The sequence below is a fragment of the Alteriqipengyuania triglochinis genome (assembly GCF_054655655.1).
The window spans coordinates 984,163-1,008,137 of record NZ_BAAHNC010000001.1; the positions used below are offsets into that span (position 1 = coordinate 984,163).

Annotated in this window: 19 protein-coding genes and 1 tRNA gene; 10 read left to right on the forward strand and 10 right to left on the reverse strand. The window is 65.3% G+C overall.

Annotated features, from left to right (window positions below; genetic code table 11):
- Positions 1 to 171: 171 nt before the first annotated feature.
- The 4 genes from ACYQ0L_RS04870 to ACYQ0L_RS04885 all read left to right on the forward strand — a co-directional run bounded on the left by ACYQ0L_RS04870 (position 172) and on the right by ACYQ0L_RS04885 (position 7,319).
- Positions 172 to 699, forward strand: coding sequence for an RNA polymerase sigma factor (locus tag ACYQ0L_RS04870; protein ID WP_459787803.1), 528 nt, complete (start codon positions 172 to 174; stop codon positions 697 to 699).
- 38 nt (positions 700 to 737) lie between these two features.
- Positions 738 to 1,661: a FecR family protein gene (locus ACYQ0L_RS04875; RefSeq protein ID WP_459787804.1), complete on the forward strand. Its 924-nt coding sequence runs from the start codon at positions 738 to 740 to the stop codon at positions 1,659 to 1,661.
- Between the two features lie 2 nt (positions 1,662 to 1,663).
- Entirely contained in the window at positions 1,664 to 4,036 is a 2,373-nt protein-coding gene (locus ACYQ0L_RS04880; protein WP_459787805.1) for a TonB-dependent receptor, read from the forward strand.
- Between the two features lie 91 nt (positions 4,037 to 4,127).
- Entirely contained in the window at positions 4,128 to 7,319 is a 3,192-nt protein-coding gene (locus ACYQ0L_RS04885; RefSeq protein ID WP_459787806.1) for an autotransporter outer membrane beta-barrel domain-containing protein, read from the forward strand.
- A gap of 118 nt (positions 7,320 to 7,437) precedes the next feature.
- Here the strand turns inward: ACYQ0L_RS04885 and ACYQ0L_RS04890 are convergent, their stop codons facing one another.
- The 9 genes from ACYQ0L_RS04890 to ACYQ0L_RS04930 all read right to left on the reverse strand — a co-directional run bounded on the left by ACYQ0L_RS04890 (position 7,438) and on the right by ACYQ0L_RS04930 (position 18,517).
- Positions 7,438 to 10,179 (reverse strand): M16 family metallopeptidase, encoded by a 2,742-nt coding sequence (locus tag ACYQ0L_RS04890; RefSeq protein ID WP_459787807.1) that lies wholly within the window; start codon positions 10,177 to 10,179, stop codon positions 7,438 to 7,440.
- 74 nt (positions 10,180 to 10,253) lie between these two features.
- Positions 10,254 to 13,694, reverse strand: coding sequence for a TonB-dependent receptor (locus ACYQ0L_RS04895; RefSeq protein WP_459787808.1), 3,441 nt, complete (start codon positions 13,692 to 13,694; stop codon positions 10,254 to 10,256).
- Between the two features lie 100 nt (positions 13,695 to 13,794).
- Positions 13,795 to 14,781 (reverse strand): FecR family protein, encoded by a 987-nt coding sequence (locus tag ACYQ0L_RS04900; protein ID WP_459787809.1) that lies wholly within the window; start codon positions 14,779 to 14,781, stop codon positions 13,795 to 13,797.
- The gene (locus ACYQ0L_RS04905) at positions 14,775 to 15,251 is read right to left on the reverse strand and encodes an RNA polymerase sigma factor (RefSeq protein ID WP_459787810.1); all 477 of its coding nucleotides are present in this window, start codon (positions 15,249 to 15,251) and stop codon (positions 14,775 to 14,777) included. Before ACYQ0L_RS04905 ends, ACYQ0L_RS04900 begins: the two co-directional genes overlap by 7 nt.
- Positions 15,252 to 15,428: 177 nt before the next feature.
- Positions 15,429 to 15,504 (reverse strand) — tRNA-Lys (locus ACYQ0L_RS04910).
- Positions 15,495 to 15,980 carry a 2-amino-4-hydroxy-6-hydroxymethyldihydropteridine diphosphokinase gene (gene folK / locus ACYQ0L_RS04915; protein ID WP_459788042.1) on the reverse strand — a complete coding sequence of 162 codons (486 nt, stop codon included), beginning with the start codon at positions 15,978 to 15,980 and terminating at the stop codon, positions 15,495 to 15,497. The genes ACYQ0L_RS04910 and folK overlap by 10 nt, the downstream gene beginning before the upstream one ends.
- 26 nt (positions 15,981 to 16,006) lie before the next feature.
- Entirely contained in the window at positions 16,007 to 16,858 is an 852-nt protein-coding gene (gene aguB, locus ACYQ0L_RS04920; protein ID WP_459787811.1) for an N-carbamoylputrescine amidase, read from the reverse strand.
- 9 nt (positions 16,859 to 16,867) lie between these two features.
- On the reverse strand, positions 16,868 to 17,605 hold the full coding sequence (locus ACYQ0L_RS04925; protein ID WP_459787812.1) for an SIMPL domain-containing protein: 738 nt from the start codon (positions 17,603 to 17,605) through the stop codon (positions 16,868 to 16,870).
- 72 nt (positions 17,606 to 17,677) lie between these two features.
- On the reverse strand, positions 17,678 to 18,517 hold the full coding sequence (locus ACYQ0L_RS04930) for a class I SAM-dependent methyltransferase (RefSeq protein ID WP_459787814.1): 840 nt from the start codon (positions 18,515 to 18,517) through the stop codon (positions 17,678 to 17,680).
- Positions 18,518 to 18,651: 134 nt separating this feature from the next.
- Between ACYQ0L_RS04930 and msrA the strand changes: the two genes are divergently transcribed.
- The 5 genes from msrA (at position 18,652) to ACYQ0L_RS04955 (ending at position 22,398) form a co-directional block, all read left to right on the forward strand.
- Positions 18,652 to 19,206 carry a peptide-methionine (S)-S-oxide reductase MsrA gene (msrA, locus tag ACYQ0L_RS04935; RefSeq protein ID WP_459787815.1) on the forward strand — a complete coding sequence of 185 codons (555 nt, stop codon included), beginning with the start codon at positions 18,652 to 18,654 and terminating at the stop codon, positions 19,204 to 19,206.
- 454 nt (positions 19,207 to 19,660) lie between these two features.
- Positions 19,661 to 19,978: a hypothetical protein gene (locus tag ACYQ0L_RS04940; RefSeq protein WP_459787817.1), complete on the forward strand. Its 318-nt coding sequence runs from the start codon at positions 19,661 to 19,663 to the stop codon at positions 19,976 to 19,978.
- Positions 19,979 to 20,121: 143 nt separating this feature from the next.
- Entirely contained in the window at positions 20,122 to 20,559 is a 438-nt protein-coding gene (locus ACYQ0L_RS04945) for an FKBP-type peptidyl-prolyl cis-trans isomerase (RefSeq protein ID WP_459787818.1), read from the forward strand.
- 961 nt (positions 20,560 to 21,520) lie between these two features.
- The gene (locus tag ACYQ0L_RS04950) at positions 21,521 to 21,859 is read left to right on the forward strand and encodes a hypothetical protein (protein WP_459787820.1); all 339 of its coding nucleotides are present in this window, start codon (positions 21,521 to 21,523) and stop codon (positions 21,857 to 21,859) included.
- Positions 21,860 to 21,978: 119 nt separating this feature from the next.
- The gene (locus tag ACYQ0L_RS04955; protein WP_459787822.1) at positions 21,979 to 22,398 is read left to right on the forward strand and encodes a pyridoxamine 5'-phosphate oxidase family protein; all 420 of its coding nucleotides are present in this window, start codon (positions 21,979 to 21,981) and stop codon (positions 22,396 to 22,398) included.
- Positions 22,399 to 22,507: 109 nt separating this feature from the next.
- On the opposite strand, the gene ACYQ0L_RS04960 is transcribed toward ACYQ0L_RS04955, so the two are convergent.
- On the reverse strand, positions 22,508 to 23,767 hold the full coding sequence (locus ACYQ0L_RS04960) for an RsmB/NOP family class I SAM-dependent RNA methyltransferase (protein WP_459787823.1): 1,260 nt from the start codon (positions 23,765 to 23,767) through the stop codon (positions 22,508 to 22,510).
- On the opposite strand from ACYQ0L_RS04960, the gene ACYQ0L_RS04965 reads away from it, so the two are divergent.
- Positions 23,766 to 23,972 carry a DUF1674 domain-containing protein gene (locus ACYQ0L_RS04965; protein ID WP_459787825.1) on the forward strand — a complete coding sequence of 69 codons (207 nt, stop codon included), beginning with the start codon at positions 23,766 to 23,768 and terminating at the stop codon, positions 23,970 to 23,972. The two genes, ACYQ0L_RS04960 and ACYQ0L_RS04965, sit on opposite strands and share 2 nt — an antisense overlap.
- Positions 23,973 to 23,975: the final 3 nt, after the last annotated feature.

Sequence of the window (23,975 nt, forward strand, 5' to 3'; positions counted from 1 at the left end):
CGGAGGAGCCCCGCACCGCGCTCGCCGACGAGGCCTTGCGGGATCGTGCGGCGAGCAATAGTCCGTCGCACAAGACGCAGCATGGTTGTCGGCCAGCCCGTCGATTCTGCAACCGCTGCGCAAGCGAATGATCGGCAGTTGGGCGCCCCCGGAAGCGAGTGAACCTGCAACTTGGCACACACCGACGATCCTGACAGCGGATTGGAGGCGGTTTTTCTCGCCAACCGCAGCGCATTGCTGCGCTTCCTCGTCGCCAGAGGCGCGGGAGACGAGGCTGAAGATGTGCTTCAGGAAGTGTGGCTGAAGATCTCCCGCAGCGCAACCGGACCCGTCGGCACCCCCCTCCCCTATCTCTACCGCGCGGCCAACACTGTCATGATCGATCGCTATCGCTCGGCCCGTCAGGCCCGATTGCGCGATGCCGCGTGGACCGAGGAGAATTCTGGCAATGCGGATATCTCCGAAAGTCCGTCCGCCGATCGCGTCGTCGCTGGACGGCAATTTGCGCAGAAGGTCGAGGCCGCGCTGGCCCAATTGCCGTCCCGTGCTTCGGCCATCTTCCGGCGCAGCCGCATGGACGGGGTCGCCCAGCGTGAAATCGCAGCCGAATTCGGGGTGAGCGTGAGCACCGTCGAAAGCGATTTGCGCGCGGTCTACCGCGCTCTCGCAGAGCTCAGGGAGCGATGGGATGAGGAATAGGCGCGAGGACTCCGTCTTAGGGGCAGGAGCAGCAGAACATGGCGGTTGACCCGAAGATGATGGATGATGCCGCAATGTGGGCGGTGCGAACCTCGGAGCCAGACTTCGATCAGTGGGACGCGTTTACGGTGTGGCTGGAGGCATCGCCCGACCACGCCGAAGCCTACGACCGCGCGGTGCTGGCAGCGCAAGAAGGGGCGAATGCGCTCGCATCCGCTCCCGCCAACGATGTCGACGAGCACACCCGCGCGGGACGAACTGCAAGGCGCTGGTTCGTCCCCGCAATCGCTGCTTGCCTCGCGATGGTCGCGGCGCTGTGGGTCTGGCAGGTCGATCAGGGGCCGGAGGTGTACCGCACGGCTCCCGGCGAAACGCGCACCATCGCGCTCGAAGATGGCAGCACCATCGTGATGGCAGGCGCGTCCGAGCTTGCGCTCGATCCGGACGAGGCGCGCTTTGCCCGCCTCGAAACCGGGCGTGCCCTGTTCGAAATCCGCCACGACGAAAGCGATCCCTTCCGCCTCGCCGTGGGCAATGCCCGCCTGGTCGATGCCGGCACGGTCTTCGAAGTGAATATCCGCACCAGGGATGTGGTCGTCGGCGTCGCCGAAGGGGCGGTGATTTACGAGCCAGACGGGCGATCGGCGCGGATCGAGCCGGGCGAGGCTCTCACCTTCGACAAGGCCAGCCGATCCTACCGCATGGCCAGCGTCCCGGTCGATCAGGTCGGCGAATGGCGTCATGGGCGGCTGACCTTCCGGAACGTGCCCCTGGCCGAAGTCGCCCGCGATCTGGCACAGGCGAGCGGAGTCGCCTACCGCGTTGCCGAGGGAGGTGGTAGCGATCCGATTTCCGGAAGCGTCGCACTCGACCCGCTGCGCAGCGATCCGGCCTCGCTCGGCCCCCTGCTGGGCGTGGACGTTCGCCGCGAGGGCGAGGAGTGGATGATCGACGCCAACTGACTATGCGTGCTGCCCCCTTTCTTGTTGCCGCCATCGTGGCGAGCGCCGCCTATCCGGCGAGCGCGAAAGAGCACGTGGTCGATGTGCCTGAGGGGACGGTTGCAGACTCCGCGATCTCGATCGCCCGGCAGACCGGGTCGAGCGTGGTGGTATCGGGGACGACTCTGGCCGATCGTCATGTTCCTCGGATCAATGGACGGATGAGCGCATCGCAGGCCGTCCGGCGGCTCGCCGAGGCGGCCGATGCGCGTGCCGTCCGGATCAACGGCTCCGCCTGGCGGATAGAAGCGCGCCCTTCGCGCGTTGCTCGGCGCCCAGCGCCCAGGCCACGCGCTGACCGTCCGGCGAACCGCCCCGTACACACCGCACCGCCTCCCCCGCCCCCGCCGCCCGTCGAGATCGTGGTGGTGGCGACCAAGCGCGACCTCGCTCTGCGAGACGTTCCCGCGCAGGTCTCCCTTATCGAAGGCGAAGACCTCGAACTCGGCGGCGTCGGCGGTACGGAGAAGATCACCCAGCGCGTCGCCACGGTCTCCTCCACCTATCTCGGCAGTGGGCGGAACAAGCTGTTCATCCGCGGCATAGCCGATTCCAGCTTCACCGGTCCGACGCAGGCGACCGTGGGCCAGTATCTCGGCGATATCAGGCTGAGCTACAATGCGCCCGATCCCGACCTGCGTCTGTCCGATCTCGAACGGGTCGAGGTGCTCGAAGGGCCGCAGGGCACGCTCTACGGCGCAGGCTCTCTCGGCGGGATCATCCGCCTGGTTCCCAATTCGCCCCAGCTCGACCAGACGTTCGCCCACGGGACCGTCGGCGGCGCGCTGACCCAGCATGGGGCCGGCAGCGGTGATATCGGCTTGGTCGCAAACCTGCCGATCGCGAAGGACACGGCTGGCCTGCGCGTCGCGCTCGATGCCGCAAGCGAAGGCGGCTACATCGACAAGCCGATGCTGGATCGCGAGAACGTCAACCGGACCGGCATCCTCTCCGGCCGCGCGATCCTGCGCGCAGAGGTCGCCCCGCGATGGACGGTCGACCTAATCGGACTCGCCCAGACAACCAATGTCGACGACAGTCAGTACGCCGCGCGCAACCAGCGGGACTACGACAGTGCTGCGAAGGTGCGGGAAGGCTCGGACGCCGACTACATGCAAGGGCAGTTCGTGGTCGACGGACGGCTCGGCAAGATCCGCCTGCGCTCGTCCACCGCGATCGCGAGCCAGAAGCTGGAAGAACGCTACGACGCGACGGTGCCCGATCGGCGCGAGCGCGTGTTCATACAGCACAACGAAACCCGCATGATCGCGCACGAGACACGCCTGTGGCAACCGGCCGACGATCGCCTCGGCTGGGTGGCCGGGATCAGCCTGGTCGACAACCGGTCCGAACTGACCCGTTCGCTGGAACAGGATGTCCTCTATTCGACCACCCCCGGCGTGCTTAACACCGTGGCGGAGGCGACGGCCTACGGCGAAGCATCCTACCGGGTGCGCGAAAGCCTGATCGCGACGCTTGGCGCGCGCTACACGCATGTGCGGCTGGGCGGCAGCGCGGAGGATGTGCCCTTCGCTCTGTCGATGGCAGGCGCGGCGATCACGGTGAGCCGCACCCAATCCGCATTCCTGCCATCCGCGTCGCTGATGGCGCAGCTGGCGCCTGAGACCAGCATCTATGTCCGCTATCAGGAGGGCTTCCGCCCCGGCGGGCTTGCGATCGAGGGAGAGTTCGTCCGGCGGTTCAGCCAGGACGACGCGGCAACCCTGGAGGTCGGCGCGCGGCATGGCACCCCCGGCTCCGGACCTTTCGACCTGTCGGTCAATCTGTCTTACACCCGCTGGAACGACATTCAGGCGGATTTCATCGATATCGTCGGGCTGCCGAGCACCGCGAATATCGGCGACGGCCGCGTGTGGACCGTCAGCGCGTCAGGCGGTGTGCTGCTGGCAAACGACCTGCGCCTGACCGGCGGGGCAAGCATCAACAAGAGCAAGATCGACGAGCCTGCAATGCTGGTGGAGAGGCGCACTAGCCACGTGCCCAACATCGCCGAGTTCTCCGGTCGCATCGGCCTGGAATATGCCCGCCCGATCCGCGACGAGCTCCACCTCGATGCGCGCCTGTGGGCCAGCTACGTCGGCAAATCGCGGCTCGGCATCGGCCCCGAGCTCGGCGATCCGCAGGGCGATTACCTCGATAGCGGCCTGACCATCCGGGTCGGCAAGCCGTGGTTCGGGGGGACGCTCTCGGTCACCAATCTTGCCGATGTCAAAGGCAACCGCTTCGCGCTCGGCACGCCATTTGCGGTGTCGCGCGCGCAGGAAACCCCGCTGCGCCCGCGCACGATCCGCCTCGGGATCGACTTCTCGTTCTAGCCGGCGAGACAGCCGCAAAAATTTCTGCCTCCGGTACCAAGGCAAGTCGCCTGTGCCTCCGTCTCTCCCAAGACCTAGACGGAGGATTTGAATGTATCGCTACCTGCTGGCCGGGACCGCCCTCGCAGCCCTGGCAACCCCGCTTGCCGCCCAGACCGTGATCTCGACGGATCGCACGCAACCGGTGCGCACGTCGCAGCTGAACAATGGTGCCGGCGGCTCGGTGAAGGTCACGAAGGACGGATCTGTCAAGCCGACCAGCGGAACCGCGATCACGATGGATTCGGATCACGATGTGACCAACGAAGGTGAGATCGCGGTCGCCAATGCAGATGGAGCGAGCGGGATCGAGACGGTTGGCGACAGGGTGGCCGACATCGTCAACTCGGGCGACATCACGATCGACGAGACCTATACGCCCACCGACGACGACAAGGACGGGGATCTCGACGGCCCCTTCGCCGTGGGTGAGGACCGTGCCGGCATTCGGGTTCGCGGCGACCTGACCGGGAACATCACGCACTCGGGCAAGATCGTCGTCGAAGGCAACCAGTCGGCGGGGATTATCGTCGCCGGGACGCTCGACGGCAATCTGGTCCACGACGGTACCACCGGGGTGCTCGGCGACGACGGAGTCGGCGTTTCCGTCCAGGATGTAACCGGCGACGTCAGGCTCGCAGGGACCGTGCAGGTCGTCGGGGAGAACTCCACCGCCGCGCGCTTTTCCGGCGATGTCGGCGGCACGCTGGTCGTCCAGGGTGCCATCTCGTCGACCGGCTATCGCGGCACGGCGGCCGCAACCGATACGTCCAAGCTGGACGCCGACGATCTGTTGCAGGGCGGCAGCGCGATCGTGATCGAAGGCAACGTCGCCGACGGCATTCGCTTTGCGGTCGCGCCGAAAAACGCCAACGCCGACGATAACGACGAAGACAAGGACGGCATCCCCGACGACAAGGAAGGGAACGCCAAGATCACCACCTATGGTGCCGCGCCGGCGGTGGTTATCGGGTCGGAGACCCGCGACATTTCCATCGGCGCGGTCCCGGCGACAGGCACCGGCTTCGGTCTGATCGTCGATGGCACGATCCTGGGTTCCGGTATCTATGCCGGGGTCGACGGCAATGGAATGGTGCTCGGCGGCCGGGGCGGTGACGTCACGATTGCAGGCGGCATGTCGGTCACCGGTTCGATCGCGGCGCAATCGCCCAACAGCAATGCCACCGCCTTGCGCTTCGGCGATGGGGCATCGGCTCCCGAGCTGCGCAATTCGGGCTCGATCGTGGCGAAGGGCTCCAAGCTTGCGTCAACCCGCGCCACCGCCGTGCAGATCGATCAGGGCGCAAACCTGCCGTACCTGCGCAACAGCGGCGAGATCGACGCGACTGCGGCGGACAAGGCCGGCGCGGCAACCGCCATCATCGACGAAAGCGGCACGCTCGCCCTGATCGAGAACAGCGGCAAGATCATCGCAAGCGGCGCGGAAGCCGATAGCGGCCGCAACATCGCGATCGACGTCTCGAGCGTGACCTCAGGGGCCACCGTGCGCCAGACAGTTGTCGCCTCGGGCGTTACCGCTCCGACCATCACCGGTGATATCCTGTTCGGGACCGGCAGCGACCGCCTCGAAATCCAGGACGGCGGGGTTACCGGAACCGTGACCTTCGGCGCGGGCGACGACGCCTTTCTGCTGTCGGGCGACGCCGCCTTCGCCGGCCGCGTCAACCTTGGCGGGCAGGCCGACACGATGTCGCTTTCGGGCACCTCGAGCTTCTCGGGGAAGGCCGATTTCGGCGGCGGTGCGGCAAGCTTCACGATGGCCGACAAATCGGTCTTCATCGGAAGCTTCATCGATAGCCAGAACGTAGCGGTCGCGATCAACGGCGGCACGCTCGACCTGCGCAGCGCGGCGACGGTTTCCTCGCTCACCGTCGGTGAGGAAGGCATCCTCGTCGCGACGCTGGGCCCGGACACGACGGGTCTGACGGTCAACGGAGCGGCAAGCTTCGCGGATGGGGCCAAGCTCAGGCTCAGGCTGACCGACCTCGCCGAGGCGGAAGGCAGCTACACCGTCTTGAAGGCGGGCAGCCTCAGCGGTGCAGACGATCTCGAAACCGACGCGGCGCTCGTTCCCTTCATGTACGATGCGGCGCTGGCGATCGATCAGGCCGCTGGCCTCATCAAGGTCGATATCGACCTCAAGGCGACCGAAGATCTCGGCCTCAGCCGGGCGCAGAGCGCTGCCTACCAGCCGCTCTATGCCACCCTTGCAGAGGACGAGGAGATTGCCGGGGTCTTCCTCGGCATCACGAACGGCGATGCGTTCCGCGCGACTGTCGCGCAGACCCTGCCCGACCACGCCGGCGGTTCGTTCGAAGGAATCAGCCTCGGCATTCGTACCTTTGCGCGCCAGCAGGCGAACCCGAGCGGTCCGATTGATCGCGAAGGCAAGCTGCGGATCATCGCCGACGCCGCCGCATGGGATTCGAGCAAGGGCGAGGCCGAAACCGCAGCCTATGATCTCGACGGCCTCGGCTTCTCGGGCGGTGCCGAACTCTCGACCGGCCTCGGCACGGTGGGCGCAAGCGCAACGTGGCTGTGGAACCGCCACGATACTCTGGCCGACAACAACGTCGTCTCCAACACCTACGAGGGCGCGGTCTACTGGCGTGGCAAGTGGGGGCCCGTCGCGGCGTTCGCACGCGGTGCCTATGGCTTCGCGGACTTCGACGGCGCGCGCTATTTCAGCGGCAGGGATGGCGATGACGTCATCAGTCGCACCATGGATGGCCAGTGGTCCGGCAACACGACCAGCTTCGTCGCCGGTGCGTCGGTCGAAGCGGGATCGCAGTACCTCTTCCTGCGTCCATCGGTGGTGTTCGACTATGTCCGCCTGAGCGAAGACGGCTATACGGAAACGGGCGGCGAGGCGCTCGACCTGACGGTCGAAGAACGCACCAGCGACGAAATGGCGGTCAACGTGGCCACTGCGGCCGGGGTCGACCTGCTCGGCATGGGCCGGGGCGACAACAACTGGCTGCGGATCGAAGCCGAAGGCGGCTGGCGCGAAGTTCTGTCCGGCGAAATGGCGGCGACCACGGCACGCTTCGGCGAGGGGGACAGCTTCACCCTGCTGCCCGAAGAGCGCGAAGGCGGCTGGTTCGCCCGCCTGCGGGGCATGGGCGGCGACGAGTTCTACACGATCTCCGGCGAAATCTCCGCCGAGGACCGGAACGACAGGATCGGATACGCGCTGCGCGCCTCGATCAATTTCTCGATGTAGGCCGAAAGGCTGCAAGGAACGGTCTCGGCCCTGATCCATCCACCCCTAGGATCGGCCGAACCGGGGCCCGGGCGTGCCAGACGCGCCCGGGCCCTTTTTATTTCGGCCACAAAAGCGATCAGCGCACCACCGCTCCGCTCGCATCTCGCACTTCAACCGGGCCGAGGTTCAGCGCGCGCACGTCGTCCTCGATCTGCGAAAGATCGCCAACGACGACCCAGGTCATCGCGTCCGGCTGCAGGTACCCGGTGACGTCATCCAGCGTCTCGGGCGTCAGGGCGGCGTAGCGTTCGGGCAGGCCTTCGATCCAGTCGATGGGCTGGCCGAAGCGGTCGACGTAGCGCAGGTACCAGAGCATCGCGCTGTTGGTTTCGTAGCGGTCGGCGAGCGTCAGCACATCGCCCCGCCGGACAAGTTCCAGCTCTTCCGGCGTCGTGGTGCGGGTTGCTGTGATCTCGCTCAGCTCCCTGGCAATTTCGGACAGGGCATCGGCGGTTTTGTCGGTCTGGACACTCGTCGCGATCTGAAAGGTCTGCGGTCCTACGGCAGAGGATATTCCGCTGCTCGCCCCGTAGGTCCAGCCCTTGTCTTCCCGCAGGTTGGAATTGAGACGTGCGGTGAAGCCGCCGCCGAAGACCGAGTTAAGCACCCGAAGATCGAAATTCGCAGGGTCGCGCCCGTCGGGCACGATCCGTCCGACCCGCAGGGCCGACTGGATGGCGCCGGGCTTGTCGATCAGGATGACGCGCGGCGTGCTCTGCGGCTCGATCGGTGCGATGGCCTTCGTGCCGAGCGGGACTGCGGGCGCTTCCCAGCCGCCGAAAGCCCCCTCCAGCTCATCGATCAGGGTTTCGTAGTCGATCGCCCCGGCGGCGTAGATCGTGGCGTTGTCCGGCCTGAGGAAGGCTTGGCGAAACTCCTCGAAATCGGCGCGGCCATAGCTCTCGATCACCGCACGCCGGTTGCCCAGTTGCGTCGCATAGGCGTGATCGCCGCCGTAAATCACGCTGCCGAACGCGTTGGACGCAAGCGCGTCGACGTTGGTTTCCGACTGGGCGAGTTGCGAAAGAGCCTGCGACTTGATGCGGGCGACATCGTCTTCGCGGAAGGCCGGATGGCGAATCATGTCCGCCCACAGGTCGACCGTCTCCGGAAGATTGCGGACCAGCGCCGACGCGACCACGGTGGTCGTATCGACGTCGCCGGTGCTGTAGATGCGCGCGCCGAGCCTTTCTTCCCTGTCGGCGAGCTCGTTCGCGGTCAGGCTCTGCGTGCCCTCCCCCAAAAGCGAGTTGGTGAAGCCTTCGATCCCGTCCTTGCGGCCCAGATCGGCGCTGCTTCCCGCATCGAAGCTCATCGCCAGGTCCACCGTCGCCGTACCCGGACGTTCCGCGAAGAATATTCTGATGCCGTTCGAAAGCGTGCCTTCGCGAACCGCAGGCAGCGCAAGTTCGGGGTATCCTTGCAGAGGGGGCAATTGCGTCCGGTCCGCACCATCGACACCCGCCTGTCTGTCCGGCCGGGGCACAACCGTCAGCTGATAGCTGGGGCGCGACAGCCACTCGCGCGCGGCATCGCGTACTTTCTGCACCGTGGTCGCCTCGATCTGCGCCCGATCCTTGAGGTAGCTGCCGGGATCGTCTTCGAACACGAGACCGCCGGCCAGCATCATCGCCTTCACGAACAGCGATTCCTGCGCACGGACATTATTGCTGTACCAGCCCGTCTTGGTCCGTTCCAACTCGCTCTCGCTCGGCCCTTCCTCGATGAAGCGGTCGAGCTCTTCGCGCAGGACGGCTTCGACCTCGGCCGGGTCGACGCCCGGCTTCAGTCGCACGCCGATCTCGAACACACCGGCCAGCTGCATGCTTTCGTAGTTGGCGAAGACTCCGGTCGCGAGTTCACGTTCGACCACCAGCGCCTGGTTGAGGCGCGAGAGGCGGCCCGAGCCGATCAGATTGGATGCGAGGCGCAAAGACGAGCTGACCTCACTGCCCTGCCCCGGCACCGGCCAGCTCCACGAAATCGCGGTCTGCGGGACCGCTTCCTCCACGATCTGAACCTTCGTCGCGTCGAGCAGCGGCAGATCCTGGGTAAGCCGCGACACGGGCGGGCCCGGCGGCACCGCGCCGAAGTACTTCGTGACGAGCTTGCGCGCGTCCTCGACGGAAATGTCCCCTGCCACGCTGACGACCGCATTGGATGCGCCGTAGTATTCCTTGAACCAGCTATGCATGTCGTCGAGCGAGGCCGCATCGAGGTCTTCCATCGAACCGATCACCGTGTGGTGATAGGGGTGCTCGGGAGGGAACAGCGCTTCGTTGCGCAAGCGGTCCATCGAGGAATAGGGCCGGTTCTCGTAGGTGCGCTTCTCGTTCTGGACCACGCCGCGTTGCTCATCGAGCTTGGCTTGGGTGACCGCGCCCAGCAGGTTGCCCATGCGATCGGATTCCAGCCAGAGCACGCGCTCCAGCCCTCCCGTAGGCACGACTTCGTAGTAGTAGGTCTGGTCGAAGCTCGTCGCGCCATTGACCGCCGATACGCCGATTTCCTGCAGTGGCGGCATGTATTCATCGTCGCGGTTCTCCGACCCGTTGAACATCAGATGTTCGAACAGGTGGGCATAGCCGGACTTGCCATCCGGCTCGTTCATCGACCCCACGTGATACCACACGGCGACCGCCACCTTGGGGACGCTGTGGTCCTCATGAACGACCACGCGCAGCCCGTTGGGCAGGGTGAACTCCTCGTAGGACAAGGCGTCCTGGGCAGCGGAGGCGGCCTGCGCGAGCGCAGGTTCCGGCTGGGCGAGCGCAAGGCCTGCCGCGAGCAGCGGCAGGGCGAGGAAATGCTTGGTCATCGAAGTACTCCCGTGAAGGGGGAAAGAGGAAAGGGCGTCGGCGCCACAAACGCGCGCCGACGCGGCAGGCAGGATCAGAAGGTCGCCGAAATGCCGAGCTTGAAGCGCCGGCCGCCGAGGTAGGTCGCGCGGTGGAAATAGGCCGGCACGCCCTGCTCGCCGCCGAAGCTGGAGGCGACGTCGGGATCGCCGGTGCCGTTCAGCAGGTCGTTTGCCTCGAAGAACACCCGCAGCTGCGCAAAGTCGGGGCGGAGGTAGTATTCGGCCCGGAAGTCGAGCGTTTCGACCGCCTCGGTATAGTTGCTCAGGCCGCGCGGACGGAAGGAGGAGAGCGCCCGCGACTGGTAGCCATAGGTCAGGTTCGCATCGATATCGTACTTTGCGTAGGTCAACGCCGCGGTGCCCGAGTGCTTCGGCTGCTGCACGAACGGCAGGCCGGTGAACTCGTACACATTGTCGGGCGCAGGCTCGTAAGCGTAGGTGTAGCGATCGGTGCGCGAACTCTCGGTATAGGTGTAGTTCACGTAGACGCCGAAGCCGCCCCAGATGCCGGGCAGGAAATCGAACCGGCGCTCTGCCTGCGCCTCGACACCCCACAATTCGGCCACATCGTCGCTGTTTACGGGACTCCCCCCGGTGATGAAGACCGAGTCCGGATTGGCCGGATCGAAATAGGGGGCCCCGTTGAAATAGGGGTAATCGGGCAGCGTGATCGCATCCAGAACGGCAGGGCCGTTGGTGATGTTGGTCTGCAGCAGATTGTCGATCCGTTTGTAGAACGCGCTCAGCTTGAAGATCCCGATGCCTGAATAATACTCGGCGCTAATGTCGAAATTGTCGGTCTTCGCAGGCTTCAGGTTGGGGTTGCCGCTGTTGATCTGGAGGATCGGCTTCACACCCTCCGGGCCAGGAATCGGGAAGTTGATGAACGCAATCCGTGTCTCCGACGAAAGCTGGCCGATGGAGGGGCGCGCGACCGACAGGAAGTAGCCGCCACGGAAGATCAGATCGTCGCTTGCGCGGTAATTGAACAGCACGCGCGGCAGGAAGTCTTCCGACACGGTCTCTTCGGTCACCAGCTTGGTGAACTCATTCTGGAAAATCAGGTCGTTGCCTACGCCGCCGCCGTTTTCCGGCAGGATCGGCCCGGTATAGACGGGGAAGACCAGGTTGGTCGCTGCAAGCTTCGTGCGGTTGAAACGCACACCGCCGACGATTTCGAGCTTGCCGATATCGATTCGCGCCTGAAGGTAGGCGGCGAGATTTTCCTCCTCGGTCTTCTCGTTCTCTTGGTCGGGATTGGGAACGATCGGGGTGAGCGTCAGCCCGCTGCTGGAGATATAGCTTTCAAGATTGTCGGCCAGATCGCGCACCGAATCCTCGCTCAGGACGAGCAAACCCGCATCGTCGATTCCGATGCGCGACAGGTCCGAGGGCACGAATTCCAGCCCCAGCGAGGTCACCGGCACATTGCCGCCGATCTGGCTGCGCACCAGATTGCTGGTGAAGGAGGTGTTTTCGTAGAACACCCCCGCTTCCAGATAGTTGAGGAAGCCTTCCCCCGGCGTCCAGCGCACCGATCCGCTCGCCGTGTAGCGATCATTGCTGCCAGAATAGTCATCGAACTGGCCCGACGCATTGTCGATCGTGAAGCCCGACGGGTCGTTGATCAGCGCGCGGCCGGCATCGCTCAGGAGCGGAAGGGGGATGCCCTCCCCGGTCCGTGGGCCGAACCCGGTAAGGATGCGCCCGGTCACCGGGTCGATCGCCCCGGGTGTGAACAGATCGGCAGTCGCATCCGCTTCAGGCATGCGGAATTGCACCCCGAACTGGCGCGGGTGGCGTTCGGTCCCCCGTGCATAGCCCGCAAGGTAATTGAGGGTGAAGCGCCCGGCTTCGGTGCGGCCCTTGAAGCTGAACGTGTCTGTGATTTGCTTTACGTCGGGATCGTAGCTGTAGGACTGAGTGCGCTGAATCGCCTCGTTGCCGGGCTCCAGAGGCAAGACCAGCTCCGCCTCCCCGCCACCTTCGGGCACGACATATTCGGCCAGGGTCGTGAAGGTATCGGTGAGCGAAAAGAACGTCGAGGTAGACTGGGAGCGCTGGTAGTCGAGCTTGAGGTTGGTCCCGTCACTCACCTGCCATTCGGCGGACAACGTACCCGCGAAGGTCTCATTCTCGTTGTTATAGAATGATGTGTTCACGCCCGAGGGGAAGACCCTGTCGTCGCCCGGAACGAAGGGGAAGATGGCCAGCGGATCGACGGCCTCGGGCGCGGTGATCGGCTGCCCCTCGGCATCGAGCGGCAGCGCGGTGCCGAAGGCCAGTCGTCCTCCGTTCCCCCCGGCATCGTAGCCGATCGAGCGGTTGCTGTTACGGCGGTACTGGACTGAGGCGCTGATCCCGAAATTGCCGCCGAACGTGCCCGAAACCGTCCCCGAGGTAAGGAAATCGTCGCCGAAGTCTTTGGGCGTAAAACCCCCTTCGACGAGCAGGCTGGCATAACGCTGCGGCCGGTCGAGCGGAGACAGCGTCTCGATCTCGATCAGGCCGCCCGTGCCCGAGGAATCCTGGCTGGGCAGCAGCGACTTGTGGATCGTGATCTGGCCGACCGAATCCGCCAGCAGGTTCGAAAGATCGGCCGAGCGGCCGGTTCCGCTGCCGACCGGCAGGTTGAGGCCGTTCAGCTTCACCGCGTTCATGTCCGGCTCGAGCCCGCGCACGATCACGTTGGTGCCGTCGCCGGTCACGCTGTTGCGCTGGAACGACACGCCTGGCGCGCGGCGCAAGGCTTCCGAAAAGGTCGTGCCGGTGAAGTTGCCGAGATCGTCCGCCGAGATCACGTCCGAACTGTTTTCCGCCGTGCGCTGCACGTTGAGGGCGTTGGCGCGCGCGCTGCGCGAGCCGTAGACGACGATTTCGGCGCCTTCTGCAGCGGGTTCGGCCAGGGCGAAGGAAAGATCGCGTGCATCCGTGCCGCCTACCTGTACCGTGCGGTACAGCGTCTCGTAGCCGAGAAACGAGATTTCCAGCGTGTACTCGCCCGCCGGGACACTGGCGAAGCGAAAGTCGCCGAAGCTGTCGACCGAAGTGGTCTGCCCGGTCTCGACGATCCGGACCAACGCCCCTTCCAGACCTCGTCCGCCGTTGGCGGCTGTGACCGAGCCCGAGATCGCCCCCCTGCCCGATTGCGCGCTGCTCCGCGCCGCCGGAGAAACGATGAACGATCCGCCAGCGGTCTGCGTCAGCGTCAGTCCCGACCCGGCCAGAATGCGCTCGAACACAGCCTTCGCGGTCAGCGCTCCGCGGACGGCCGGCGCGGTGCGCCCATCCACATCCTTCGCATTGTAGACCACGTTGGTGCTCGTGCGGTCGGCCACCGCCGTCAGCGAAACGCCCATCGGCTGGCTCGGAAGATCGAAGCTGTAGGTCGTCTCGGAAGCGGTCTGGGCCTGCGCCGGAGCGGCAATGCAAGCAACACTCGCAAGCAGTGTGGAAGCGATGGTGCGGTTCATTATTCCCCCTTTGTACCGGGGGCAGATCCCATACGCCCCCACCAAGCAAGACGATGCCGCACTGCAAAACCGACATTGCCGGCGAAATTATTTTTCAGTTTTAAGACGCGGGACGTTCGATAATGAGCGTTTGGCCGGAGTTTCGGACATCGAGGCCGTGCAGGGCGGCTACCGCCTGCGCGAACTCCGCCGGAGACCGCGCGGAGAAACTGCCCGAAATGGCGATTGCCGCAACGTCGCGGCCCACCGCCAGCCGGGGCCCGCCATAACGGTTGATCTCGGCCACCGCTTCTCCCAGCGGAACATCGTCGAAGGCGACCCGCCCCCGCCGCCAGGCAAGCACATCTTCGGGCGCGCGCACATCGCTTTGCACACCCCCATCGGTGGTCAGGCGCAGGCGTTCGCCCGAACGCAGCGCCGTTCCGCCCTCCGCGATCGGAACGGGTCTCATGCGTCCGTCCCCGTCCAGCCGGGAGACCGAAATCCTGCCTTCGATCAATGTCACCGACGTATCCGTGCCCACCCGCCGGACGACGAAGCGCGTTCCCACCGCGCGCACCCGCAGATCGCCCGCCTGCACCACGAAGGGCCGGCCCGCATCATGCGCCACCGCGAATTCTGCTTCCCCATCCTCCAGCACAACCGTGCGCTGTTCGTCCGAATAGTCGACCTGCAGCCGCGTCAGCGTGTTGAGCGATGCGGTGCTGCCATCGGCCAGCTCGCGAACGGCCTGCTCCCCAGCCTGGGTTTCCAGAACCCGCTCCGCGCCGGGCTGTAGCGACAGCGTAACGGAAATGGCCACGACCAGCGCCAGACAGGCAGCAAGCGCCATTGCGACGCGTGCATACTTCCGGGCCACGCCGTCCCGGGCGGACGCGGCGAGGGTATCGGTCTCGGCCAGTGCAGCAGCCCGGGGCAGCATCGCCCAGATTTCTTCGGCCTGATCGAAGGCCGCGCGATGATCGGCATCTTCGCCCAGCCAGTCGCGATGGGCAGAACGGCTCGCCGGCGAAGCCTCCCCGTCCAGCCGGACCTGCCAGGCCGCCGCCTCGGCCTTCGCCGGAGAAGATCGACGAGCGCTTACCACGAATCCATCCATTCCATGAGACGCAGCGTGGCGCGCGCGACCTGCTTTTCCACCGCTGCCACGCTCATACCCTCGTGCTCGGCAATTTTGGCGTAGGACAGATTGTCCAGCCGGCGCATCAGCAGGATCCTGCGGCTCCGTTCCGGCAGCGTGGCCAGTCCTGCGGACAGGTGCTTCAGCCGGGCGCGCGCTTCGGCAACTTCGGATGGATCGGGTTCGTTTTGCGAAACGAGGTGGATGTTCTCCTGCGTCACGAACGGCGCGCGCGCCGTGCGGCGCTGGCGATCTATCGACAGGTTCACCGCGGTAGAAACCAGCATTGCCTCGCGCGAACGCACTTCATGCTGCCGCTCGTAGGCATCCAGTTTGAGGAAGGCTTCGTGCACAATCTCGTCCGCATCCTCGCTTGCGACGCCCCGGCGCAGGACCGCGCGACGCGCCTTGGCCAGCAATTTTGGCAGCTCGGTCATCCGCCGTTTCACATATCCAGACGTTTCGGGAGACGGAAACGGACATTACAAATCCGCCAAGCGATTGGAAGAGGGCGGACACAGGGTGCAGGCAGGTGTCCGCTCACGGCACGCAGGACATCCCTCTGGGCCGAAACCGCGCCGGTCAGGTCACGCGGAGGCGAAGGGATGGAAGGATGGTGAGCCGTGCTGGGTTCGAACCAGCGACCTACTGATTAAAAGTCAGTTGCTCTACCGACTGAGCTAACGGCCCGACCAGCCGCGCTCCCTAAGGAGGGGGCGCGGGCGGGTCAAGCGGGCGTGTAGCTGACGTACACAAAGCCCGGTGACGGGGTCGCGCCAACCAGGCGCAATCGCGACCGCAGGGGCAAGCACGAAATCGCGCGCCGCAAGGCCGCCGTGCGGAATGCGCAGCCTGCGCGAATGCCACGCTCCGCCGCTCCACAGCACGATATCGAGGTCGAGCACGCGGTCGCCCCACGCCTGCCCCGCTCGCCTGCCGAAATCGCGCTCGATCGCCTTGAGCTCGCGCAGCAGCGCAGGTGGCGAGAGATCGCTCTCCAATTCCGCCACCGCATTGGCGAAGGTGCGCCGGGCCGCACCGATCGGTGCGCTGTCGATCACAGGACTGCGCGCGGCGACGGTGCCCAGCGCCGACAGCTCTTCCATCGCCGCCCGCACGACGCCGCGCGGCTGCCCATGTTCGCCATGGCGCCTGTTAGAGCCCAGCGCGACGAGATAGCGATTCGGCAGGCTCAGATGTCCTGTGCCAGCCGACCGTAGAGTTCGGGCCGCCGGTCGCGGAAGAAGCCCATACCCGCGCGGTGTTTGGCCGCGGTATTGAGGTCCAGCGTTGCGACCAGCACGCCGTCTTCCTCACGCCCGAACTCGACCAGCTTGTCGCCCCACTCGTTGGTGATGAAGGAGTGGCCGTAGAAGGTCTGGCCGTCTTCGGTGCCGATCCGGTTGGCGGCGATCACCGGCATGCAGTTGGAGACCGAGTGCCCTTGCATCGCGCGCTGCCACATGCGGCTGGTATCGAAGCTGGCGTCGTATGGCTCGGAGCCGATCGCGGTCGGGTAGAACAGCAGTTCCGCCCCCATCAGCGCCATCGCCCGCGCGGTTTCGGGATACCACTGGTCCCAGCACACGCCCACGCCGATCCGCGTTCCGAAAACGTCCCACACCTTGAACCCGGTATTGCCTGGGCGGAAGTAGTACTTCTCCTCGTAGCCCGGCCCGTCGGGAATGTGGCTCTTGCGATAAACGCCCATGATCTCCCCATCGGGATCGATCATCGCGAGCGAGTTGTAGTGGTGCGGCCCGTCCTTCTCGAAGAAGCTGGTCGGGATTGCCACGCCCAGCTTCTTGGCCAGCTTGGCCATCGCGCGCACGTTAGGGTGCTCGGCGGTCGGCGCGGCACGGGCGAACAGCGCCTCGTCCTCGTGCTTGCAGAAATACGGCCCGTCGAATAGCTCGGGCGGCAGGATCACCTGCGCGCCGCGCGAGGCCGCTTCCTCGACCAGCGAGGACACTGCCTCGATATTCTCTGCCTCGTCTTGTGCTCCAAGCTCCAGCTGGAGCGCGGCTACGGTGAGTTCACGCATGGCCGCCGGTTACTTTGGCACCAGCGCGAAGTCCACCTGCACGGAGACGCGACTGGTCGTCTGGCCGGGCTGGATCACCCCGCCACCTTCCTCCGGCATGGCCTGCGTGCGGACCACCGGCGCGACGGGCGGTGGCGGAGGCGGCGCGCCGGGGATGTAGCGATCGCCCTGCGATCCCCCGCCATCGCGGATGGTGAGCACGCGCGCGATTTCCATGTCGGCGGCATCGGCATAGGCCTGTGCGCGGGCCTTCGCAGCCTTGAACGCCTCGCCATAGGCGGTATTGGCCGCCTTTTCGCTGTCGGAGATGCGCAGGTCCGGTCCGGAGAACACGTTGGCGCCCGCCTCGGTCGCGGCTGTCACCGCGTCGCCCGCCTTGTCGATATCGCGCACGGTCACCGCGACGATGTTGTTCGCCTGGTACTGGCCTTCGCGATCGCCGTACTGGATTCGTTGGATGCCCACGGTGCGCGTCTGGATATCGTCCGCAGGTACGCCCGCCTCGCGCAGCGCAGCCACCACTTCGCGGATATCCTCCGCGTTCGCATCGCTCGCCGCCTTGCCGGTCCGTGCGAAATTCTCGACCCCGACCTGAAAGAAGGCCTCGTCGGGGCGGATATCGGATTCGCCGGTCGCACTGACCGACAGGAGCGTTTCATCGTGATCGACCCCGCGCGGATCATAGGCTTGGTTGCAGGCAGCCAGCGCGAGCGGGGCGGTGATCAGAGGCAGGCAGGTCTTTCGCATGTGCATATCCCAGTTTTCACACCATGGTGCTGCAAAGCTGCCCCTGAACCGGTGAACGGCGCCTGACAGGCCCTAGCGCTTCTTGAACAACAGCGTCATCCGGTCGCTTTCGCCCACCGGCGCCGCTTCGGCCACGTTGCCGCTATTGCTCGGCGCCAGCGTCCACACACCGCCTTCCCAGTTGGCAGGGTCGGCGGGGTTGGCGTTGATGTCGCTCATCCCGACCAGCTCGAACCCGTGCGCCTCGACCAGAGCGATCACGTCGTCCTGCCGCAGGTAGCCCTTGGAGCCATTGGTGTAGTCACCCGGCGCATCGGCCTTCGCGCGGTGCTGCACGATGCCGAGCATGCCGTCGTCCTTCAGCATCGAACGGATGCGGGTGAGCTCGGTATAGAGCACGCCGGAGCGCAGCAGGTTGTGCATCTCGCGGAAGATCAGCGCGCGATCCACCTGGCCCGCTATTGCTTCCGGTACGTCCTGCGAGGCGTAGATGCTGACCGGCGCGCCGGCGAGGTTCCAGCCTGGGGAGACCTCTGCGAACTTGCCCGGCAGGCCGCCGAAATACTCGCCGAAGCGCTCCGCATCCGCAGCAGCGGGATCGGGGGTGAGGCCGACATAGCGCCCCTCGCTGCCAAGGTACGGCACCAGGATGCGCGTGTACCAGCCGCTCGCGGGCATGTAATCGACCACGGTCATGCCCGGCTTCACGCCGAAGAAGTCGAGCGTTTCGAACGGGTGGCGCCATTCATCGCGGGCCGCGTCCTCACCCCGAACGTCCGAAGCGACCGCCGCCTTCAGCGCGGGATGGTGGGCATGGCTTTCGCCCATCCTCGCTTCGCCATGATGATCGGCGAGCGCGGGCGTGGCGGTGGCAAAGGCGGCGAGCGCGAGCAGGCTGGTGAAACGGCGCATCAGGTATTCTCCCCCGGGAGGTTGTGTGTGCCCGGCATTCTAGGCCCGCGACGGGGCAAGGCAAGCTGCCCCAAGGTCGGGTCATGGCAATCGCCTGCATGCTTCCTATCTGCGGACCAAAGGAGAACGACGATATGACGGAGACCGCAATTTTCGGAGGCGGCTGCTTCTGGTGCACCGAGGCCGTGATGAAGGATGTGATCGGCGTGCAGAGCGTCGAGAGCGGCTATATCGGCGGCGAGGTGGAAAACCCGACCTACAAGCAGGTGTGCACCGGCAATACCGGCCATGCCGAGGCGGTGAAGGTGACCTACGATGCCGACGCGATCAGCTACGCCGAACTGCTCGACATGTTTCTGGGAACGCACGATCCGACCCAGCTGAACCGGCAAGGCAACGACGTCGGCACGCAGTATCGCAGCGCGATCTTCCCGCTGGATGCCAGCCAGGCGGAAGAGGCCGAAGCCGCGATCGGGCGCTGGAACGCCGCCAACGGCGCGATGGCCGTGACCACGATCGAAGGCATGTCCGACGGCCAGCAGATGGCGACCTGGTATTCGGCGGAAGGCTACCACCAGGATTACTGGGACGGCGAAGGCCAGCGCAATCCCTATTGCCAGGCGACCATTCCGCCCAAGCTGATGAAGCTGCGCAAGAGCTTCCAGAAATACGTCAAGGACGACGCGTAAGGCGCAAACTGGCCTGCGCGGTGTAGGGTATCTGACACACCTGACACAGTGTCCTAAGGTCAAAAAACCGCCGCCGGTCCGGGCGCCATAAATGGTGGCCCAGGCCGGCGTTTTCGTTTGGCTGCGCATCGCGCGATCCTTGCCAGCAGTCTGGGCTGTAGGACAGCACGAAGCCCCCGATGACGGCTTGTGCCGCTCCGCTTGCGCACACTCTTGCGCACAGACCCGATTGGCCTAGGCTGTCCTGGTTCCGCCACAGCGGAAAAGCGAAGGAGGCCCGGTGCCGACAGGACGCGTAAAGTTAGGATTTCTGACAGCGGCGCTCGCCTTCCTCACGGCCAGCCCCGGCTTCGCAGCGCCCCCACCCCCTCCCCCACAAGCGTCCGCGCAAAGAGCCTTCTTCGCCGCGCTTCCGCAAACGGCCCCGGCCGAATACCCCGCCGAATTGCGCGCCATGCTCTCCGAAGACCTCGAAGTGACGTGGGAGGGGGAGCCATTCCTCAAGGGCCCCGATGCCTGGATCGACTGGCGCGAGAGCACTTTTTACGATCCCAGTCTCGATCGCCATCAGATGCTGATCGAGAATTTCTACTGGGACGAAGACGGTCGCGTGGTGACGGAAGAGTTCTGGATGCCCATCCGCAAGGGCACGGTTTTCCATCCTGTGCGCCCCCTCAAGATCGTGCGCTACACCTTCGCACACGGGCAGGTGACCCGGATCGAGTACCTCCTCAATCTCGACAGCGCGGCGGTCCTGAACCCGCGCGACTAGGGCGGCGCAGAACCGGCCCGGCGAACTTCGCATCAGGTTCGGGGTTGCGCCTCGCGCGAGGGGCCCCACGTTGGGGGGCATCGAATTCCCCGTGGCCGCGTAAGCGTGCGGCCCTCACCCCTCAGTCAGAGAGGACAATCGAAATGCCTACAGCCAAGAACGGCGACACCGTCGCCATCGATTTCGTGGTCAAGACCGATGCCGGCCAGGTGGTCGGAAACACGGAGGAAAGCGGCCCGCAGGTCGTCACGCTCGGCAAGCAGGAAATCTTCCCGGCGATCGAAGCCGCGCTCGACGGAATGGAAGTCGGCTCGGTGCAGCAGGTCAAGATCGAGAGCGAGAATGCCTTCGGCCCGCGCAACGAACAGCTCGTGATCGACGTTCCGCGCGAAAACCTGCCCGCAGAGCCCGCCCCGCAGCCGGGCATGCAGCTTTCGGCGCAGGGCCAGGACGGCCAGCCGATCCAGCTCGTCATCACCGAAGTGCACGACAACTCGGTCAAGGCCGACGGCAACCATCCGCTGGCAGGCGAAGACCTGACCTTCGGCGTGACGCTGGTCGAGATCAAGGAAGCCGCGTAACCCGCGCGAGCCCTGTGACGGGCCGCGCTTCGATGCGGTCTGAGGACCGACGAACTCCGTCCGATCCGGGCGGAATTTCGAACACGAGAAACGGCCTCGGGCGAATGCCCGCAGGCCGTTTTTCTTTGCGGGGTTGGCAGGTTCCGACCCCATTGCAGCCGATTTGCCAATCGCTAAACTGGCTCGATGGGAGAACACTCAAAGATTGTGGCTGATGGCATGAAGCGCGTTTGCAGCGCGATTACCCAAATTGTGCACCCAATTGGCTTCACTCGAGGCAACGGTCGTAAATGGGAGCGAGAGGTCGACGGTTTCAAGGAAACCTTATGGCTTTCCCGGAGCGGTGCTACCTATGGCGCGCCGTACTCACCAAGCATCAAGCTCGAAATAGCCCTTGTTTCAATTCGAGCAAGTGACGGAAAGCGAACTGATCTTAGTAGCCATACTACTCAGATGATACGAAGAAATACAGGCTACTGCTATCACCATCGCTTCAATGCAAAGACCAATAGCACTTATGATCGGTGCGTTGACGAATTGGGGCTATTCATCGTAGAGGTCGCGGAACCTTGGTTCGAGCGACAGCGCGGCGCATTAGAATGATGCGATGCAGACCTTCAGCACACCGCCCCGGAGCTGTCACTTCTCTTCCGCGCGCTAGCGCCAAGAGCGCGACACCTTTCTCCTCCCCCTTGAGGGGGAGGTTGGGTGGGGGTGTGCCAAGGCCGGTGGCGTCGAGCCCCCACCCCCAGCCCCTCCCCAAGGGAGGGGAGACAGGGGAAGGAAGTTCTCCCGCCCGCTAAGTGGGCCCGGCGGTTGCCCCTCCGCTCTACGGGGTTCCGAGCATGCCCGGATTGCATGAGGTGACTTCGACCACGAACGCGCGCTAGACCCGAAACGTGCTCAACAGCCTGCTTCTCTCCCTCCCTATCTTGTCCATACGAACCGCGAGTTCGGCCTGATGATAGCGGGCCGCAAACCGATGGCCGTGTTCGTCGATGGGAAAGACCGCTTTCCCGAAGTCGTCGCACGCTACATCCGGCTGTTCGACAGGCATGTGGCGAGCGGACGGTTTGTCCGCGCCGATCGCCTTTGCCCCTGTGCAGGTGCAAGACCCTATGCGGCGCACCGGATATTCCTCACTCTTCCCGGTGAGGAGTGGCGCGTCGACGCCTATACCGCACTCTTCGATGGCGACGATCACTGGACCGGCGGGCACGAGCGGCGTCAGGGCGAATTGCTCCGCTACGAAGACTGGATGAACGACTATTGGATCAAGCACATTTACTCGGGCCTATAGGTTATCCCAGAATGCCCCACCGGACCGGCACCGGGACGTCGACAAACCCATGTCGAATATGAGGAACGTAGCGTCCTCGCCGCAAGTTAAGTCCGTCAGATACAAAAGGAATCTGCCGGATGCCCAAGCCTCACAAATCGATGATCGCCAAGACCATGCGCAGCATGGATCTGTGCATGATGACGACGCATGGCGAGGGTGGCTCGCTCACCAGCCGCCCGATGAGCAACAATGCGCAGGTCGATTACGACGGCGACAGCTACTTCTTCACCGCGCCCGATACGCGCAAGCTGCGCGATATCGAACGCGACGATCATGTGGCGCTCGATTTCCAGAACGAGGGCGTGTGGCTGACGATCCGCGGCACCGCGAGCGTCCACGACGATCCCGAGCTCATCAAGGAACACTGGACGCCCGACATCGAGAAATGGTTCGGCCATGGGCCCGACGAGCAGGACGGCGTGCTGATCATCAAGGTGACCGCCAGCGAGGCCGAGCTCTACGGCGAGAACGAGGGCGTGGTCGATATGGGCGGTTGAACGCGATGCTCCCCCCCCTTGAGGGGGAGGTCGGGTGGGGGGTGGTCCGAGGCCGATGGCGTGGAGCCCCCACCCTCAACCCCTCCCCCCAGAGAGGGGAGCTTTTCGTTTAACCTTTCCGCCAGCGCGAGACGAAGAAGCCGTCGAGTCCGCCCTGTTCGAGCAGCATTCCGGGATCGCTGCGCAGAAAGCCGTCTGGCGTGGGTGACAGGCTTTCGGGCAATTCCTCGGCACGGATCGGGTCTGGCGTGAGCGATACCTTCTCGGCCTGCGCCTCGCCCTCCTCGCTCTCCAGCGAACACACCGCGTAGACCAGCGTCCCACCGGGTGCGAGCCAACCGCTCGCGCGCTCGATGAGTCGTTCCTGCACCTCGGCGAGGTCGGCGATCTGGCGCGGGCCGATACGGTGGAGCACGTCGGGGTGGCGGCGAGCGGTCCCCGTTGCGGTGCAGGGCGCGTCGATCAGGATCGCGTCGAACGGGGTTTCAGGCTCCCACTTGAAGGCATCGGCGGCGATCACCTCCGCTTCCAGACCGGTGCGTTTGAGGTTTTCCTCCAGCAGCTTCAGCCGCTTGGCCGAGATATCCAGCGCAGTGACCTGCCACCCCTGCGCCGCCAGTTGCAGCGTCTTGCCGCCCGGCGCGGCGCACAGGTCGAGCGCGCGCCTGCCCTGCCCCTCGCCCAGCAGACGCGCGGGAAGCGAGGCGGCGAGGTCCTGCACCCACCATGCGCCATCCTCGAACCCTTCGAGCCCATGCACCGCCTGCCCGCGCGAGAGGCGCAGGTGGCCCGGCATCAGGCTGTCCGCACCCAGCTTCACCGCCCATTCGGCGGTCTGCGAAGGATCGCGCAGCGTCAGGTCGAGCGGGGGCGGTTCGGCGAGGCCTGCGACGATGGCTCCGGCGCGTTCGCCCCAGCGCTCGGCGACCGCCTCGGGCAGTGTCGGCGCGTCAGGCAGCTCGACCCCGCGCTTGGTCAGCGCCCCGAACACGCCGTGCGCCAGCCGCTTGGGCCCGCCCGAGAGCAGCGGCAGCGCGGTGGCGATCACCGCGTGCGGCGGCGTGTCGAGCCGCAGCCATTGCGCCAGCATAAGCCGCAACACCGTGCGCGGCTTGGCATCCTCGGGCAAAACCTCGCGCGTCGCGCTGTCGATCAGGGCGTCGAAATCGACCAGCCAGCGCAGCGTTTCGGCCGCGATCGCGCGTGCCAGCCCGGCATCGGGCGCGGGCAGTCCATGGAGCGCCGCCGTCTCGTTCTGCTCCAGCGTTTCGCCGCGGCGCAGCACGCCGTCGAGCATGCGCAGCGCTGCGCGACGGGCAGGCAGGCCGGGCACATCGCCCCCGGCTTTGGGCTTACCGGCTTTAGTCATGCTTGAAACCGGGTGCGAACAGGATCATTTCTCTCATATGAAACGCGCTACCGAACGCCCCGAAGACTTCAAGAAGCCTGCGCACTGGAGCGACGATCCCCCGCCCGCGCCCGAACCCATCGACGCGAGCGTGGAAGACCCCAAGGGCCTCAGCCCCACGCGCTACGGCGACTGGGTGAAGGACGGGATCGCGATCGATTTTTGAACG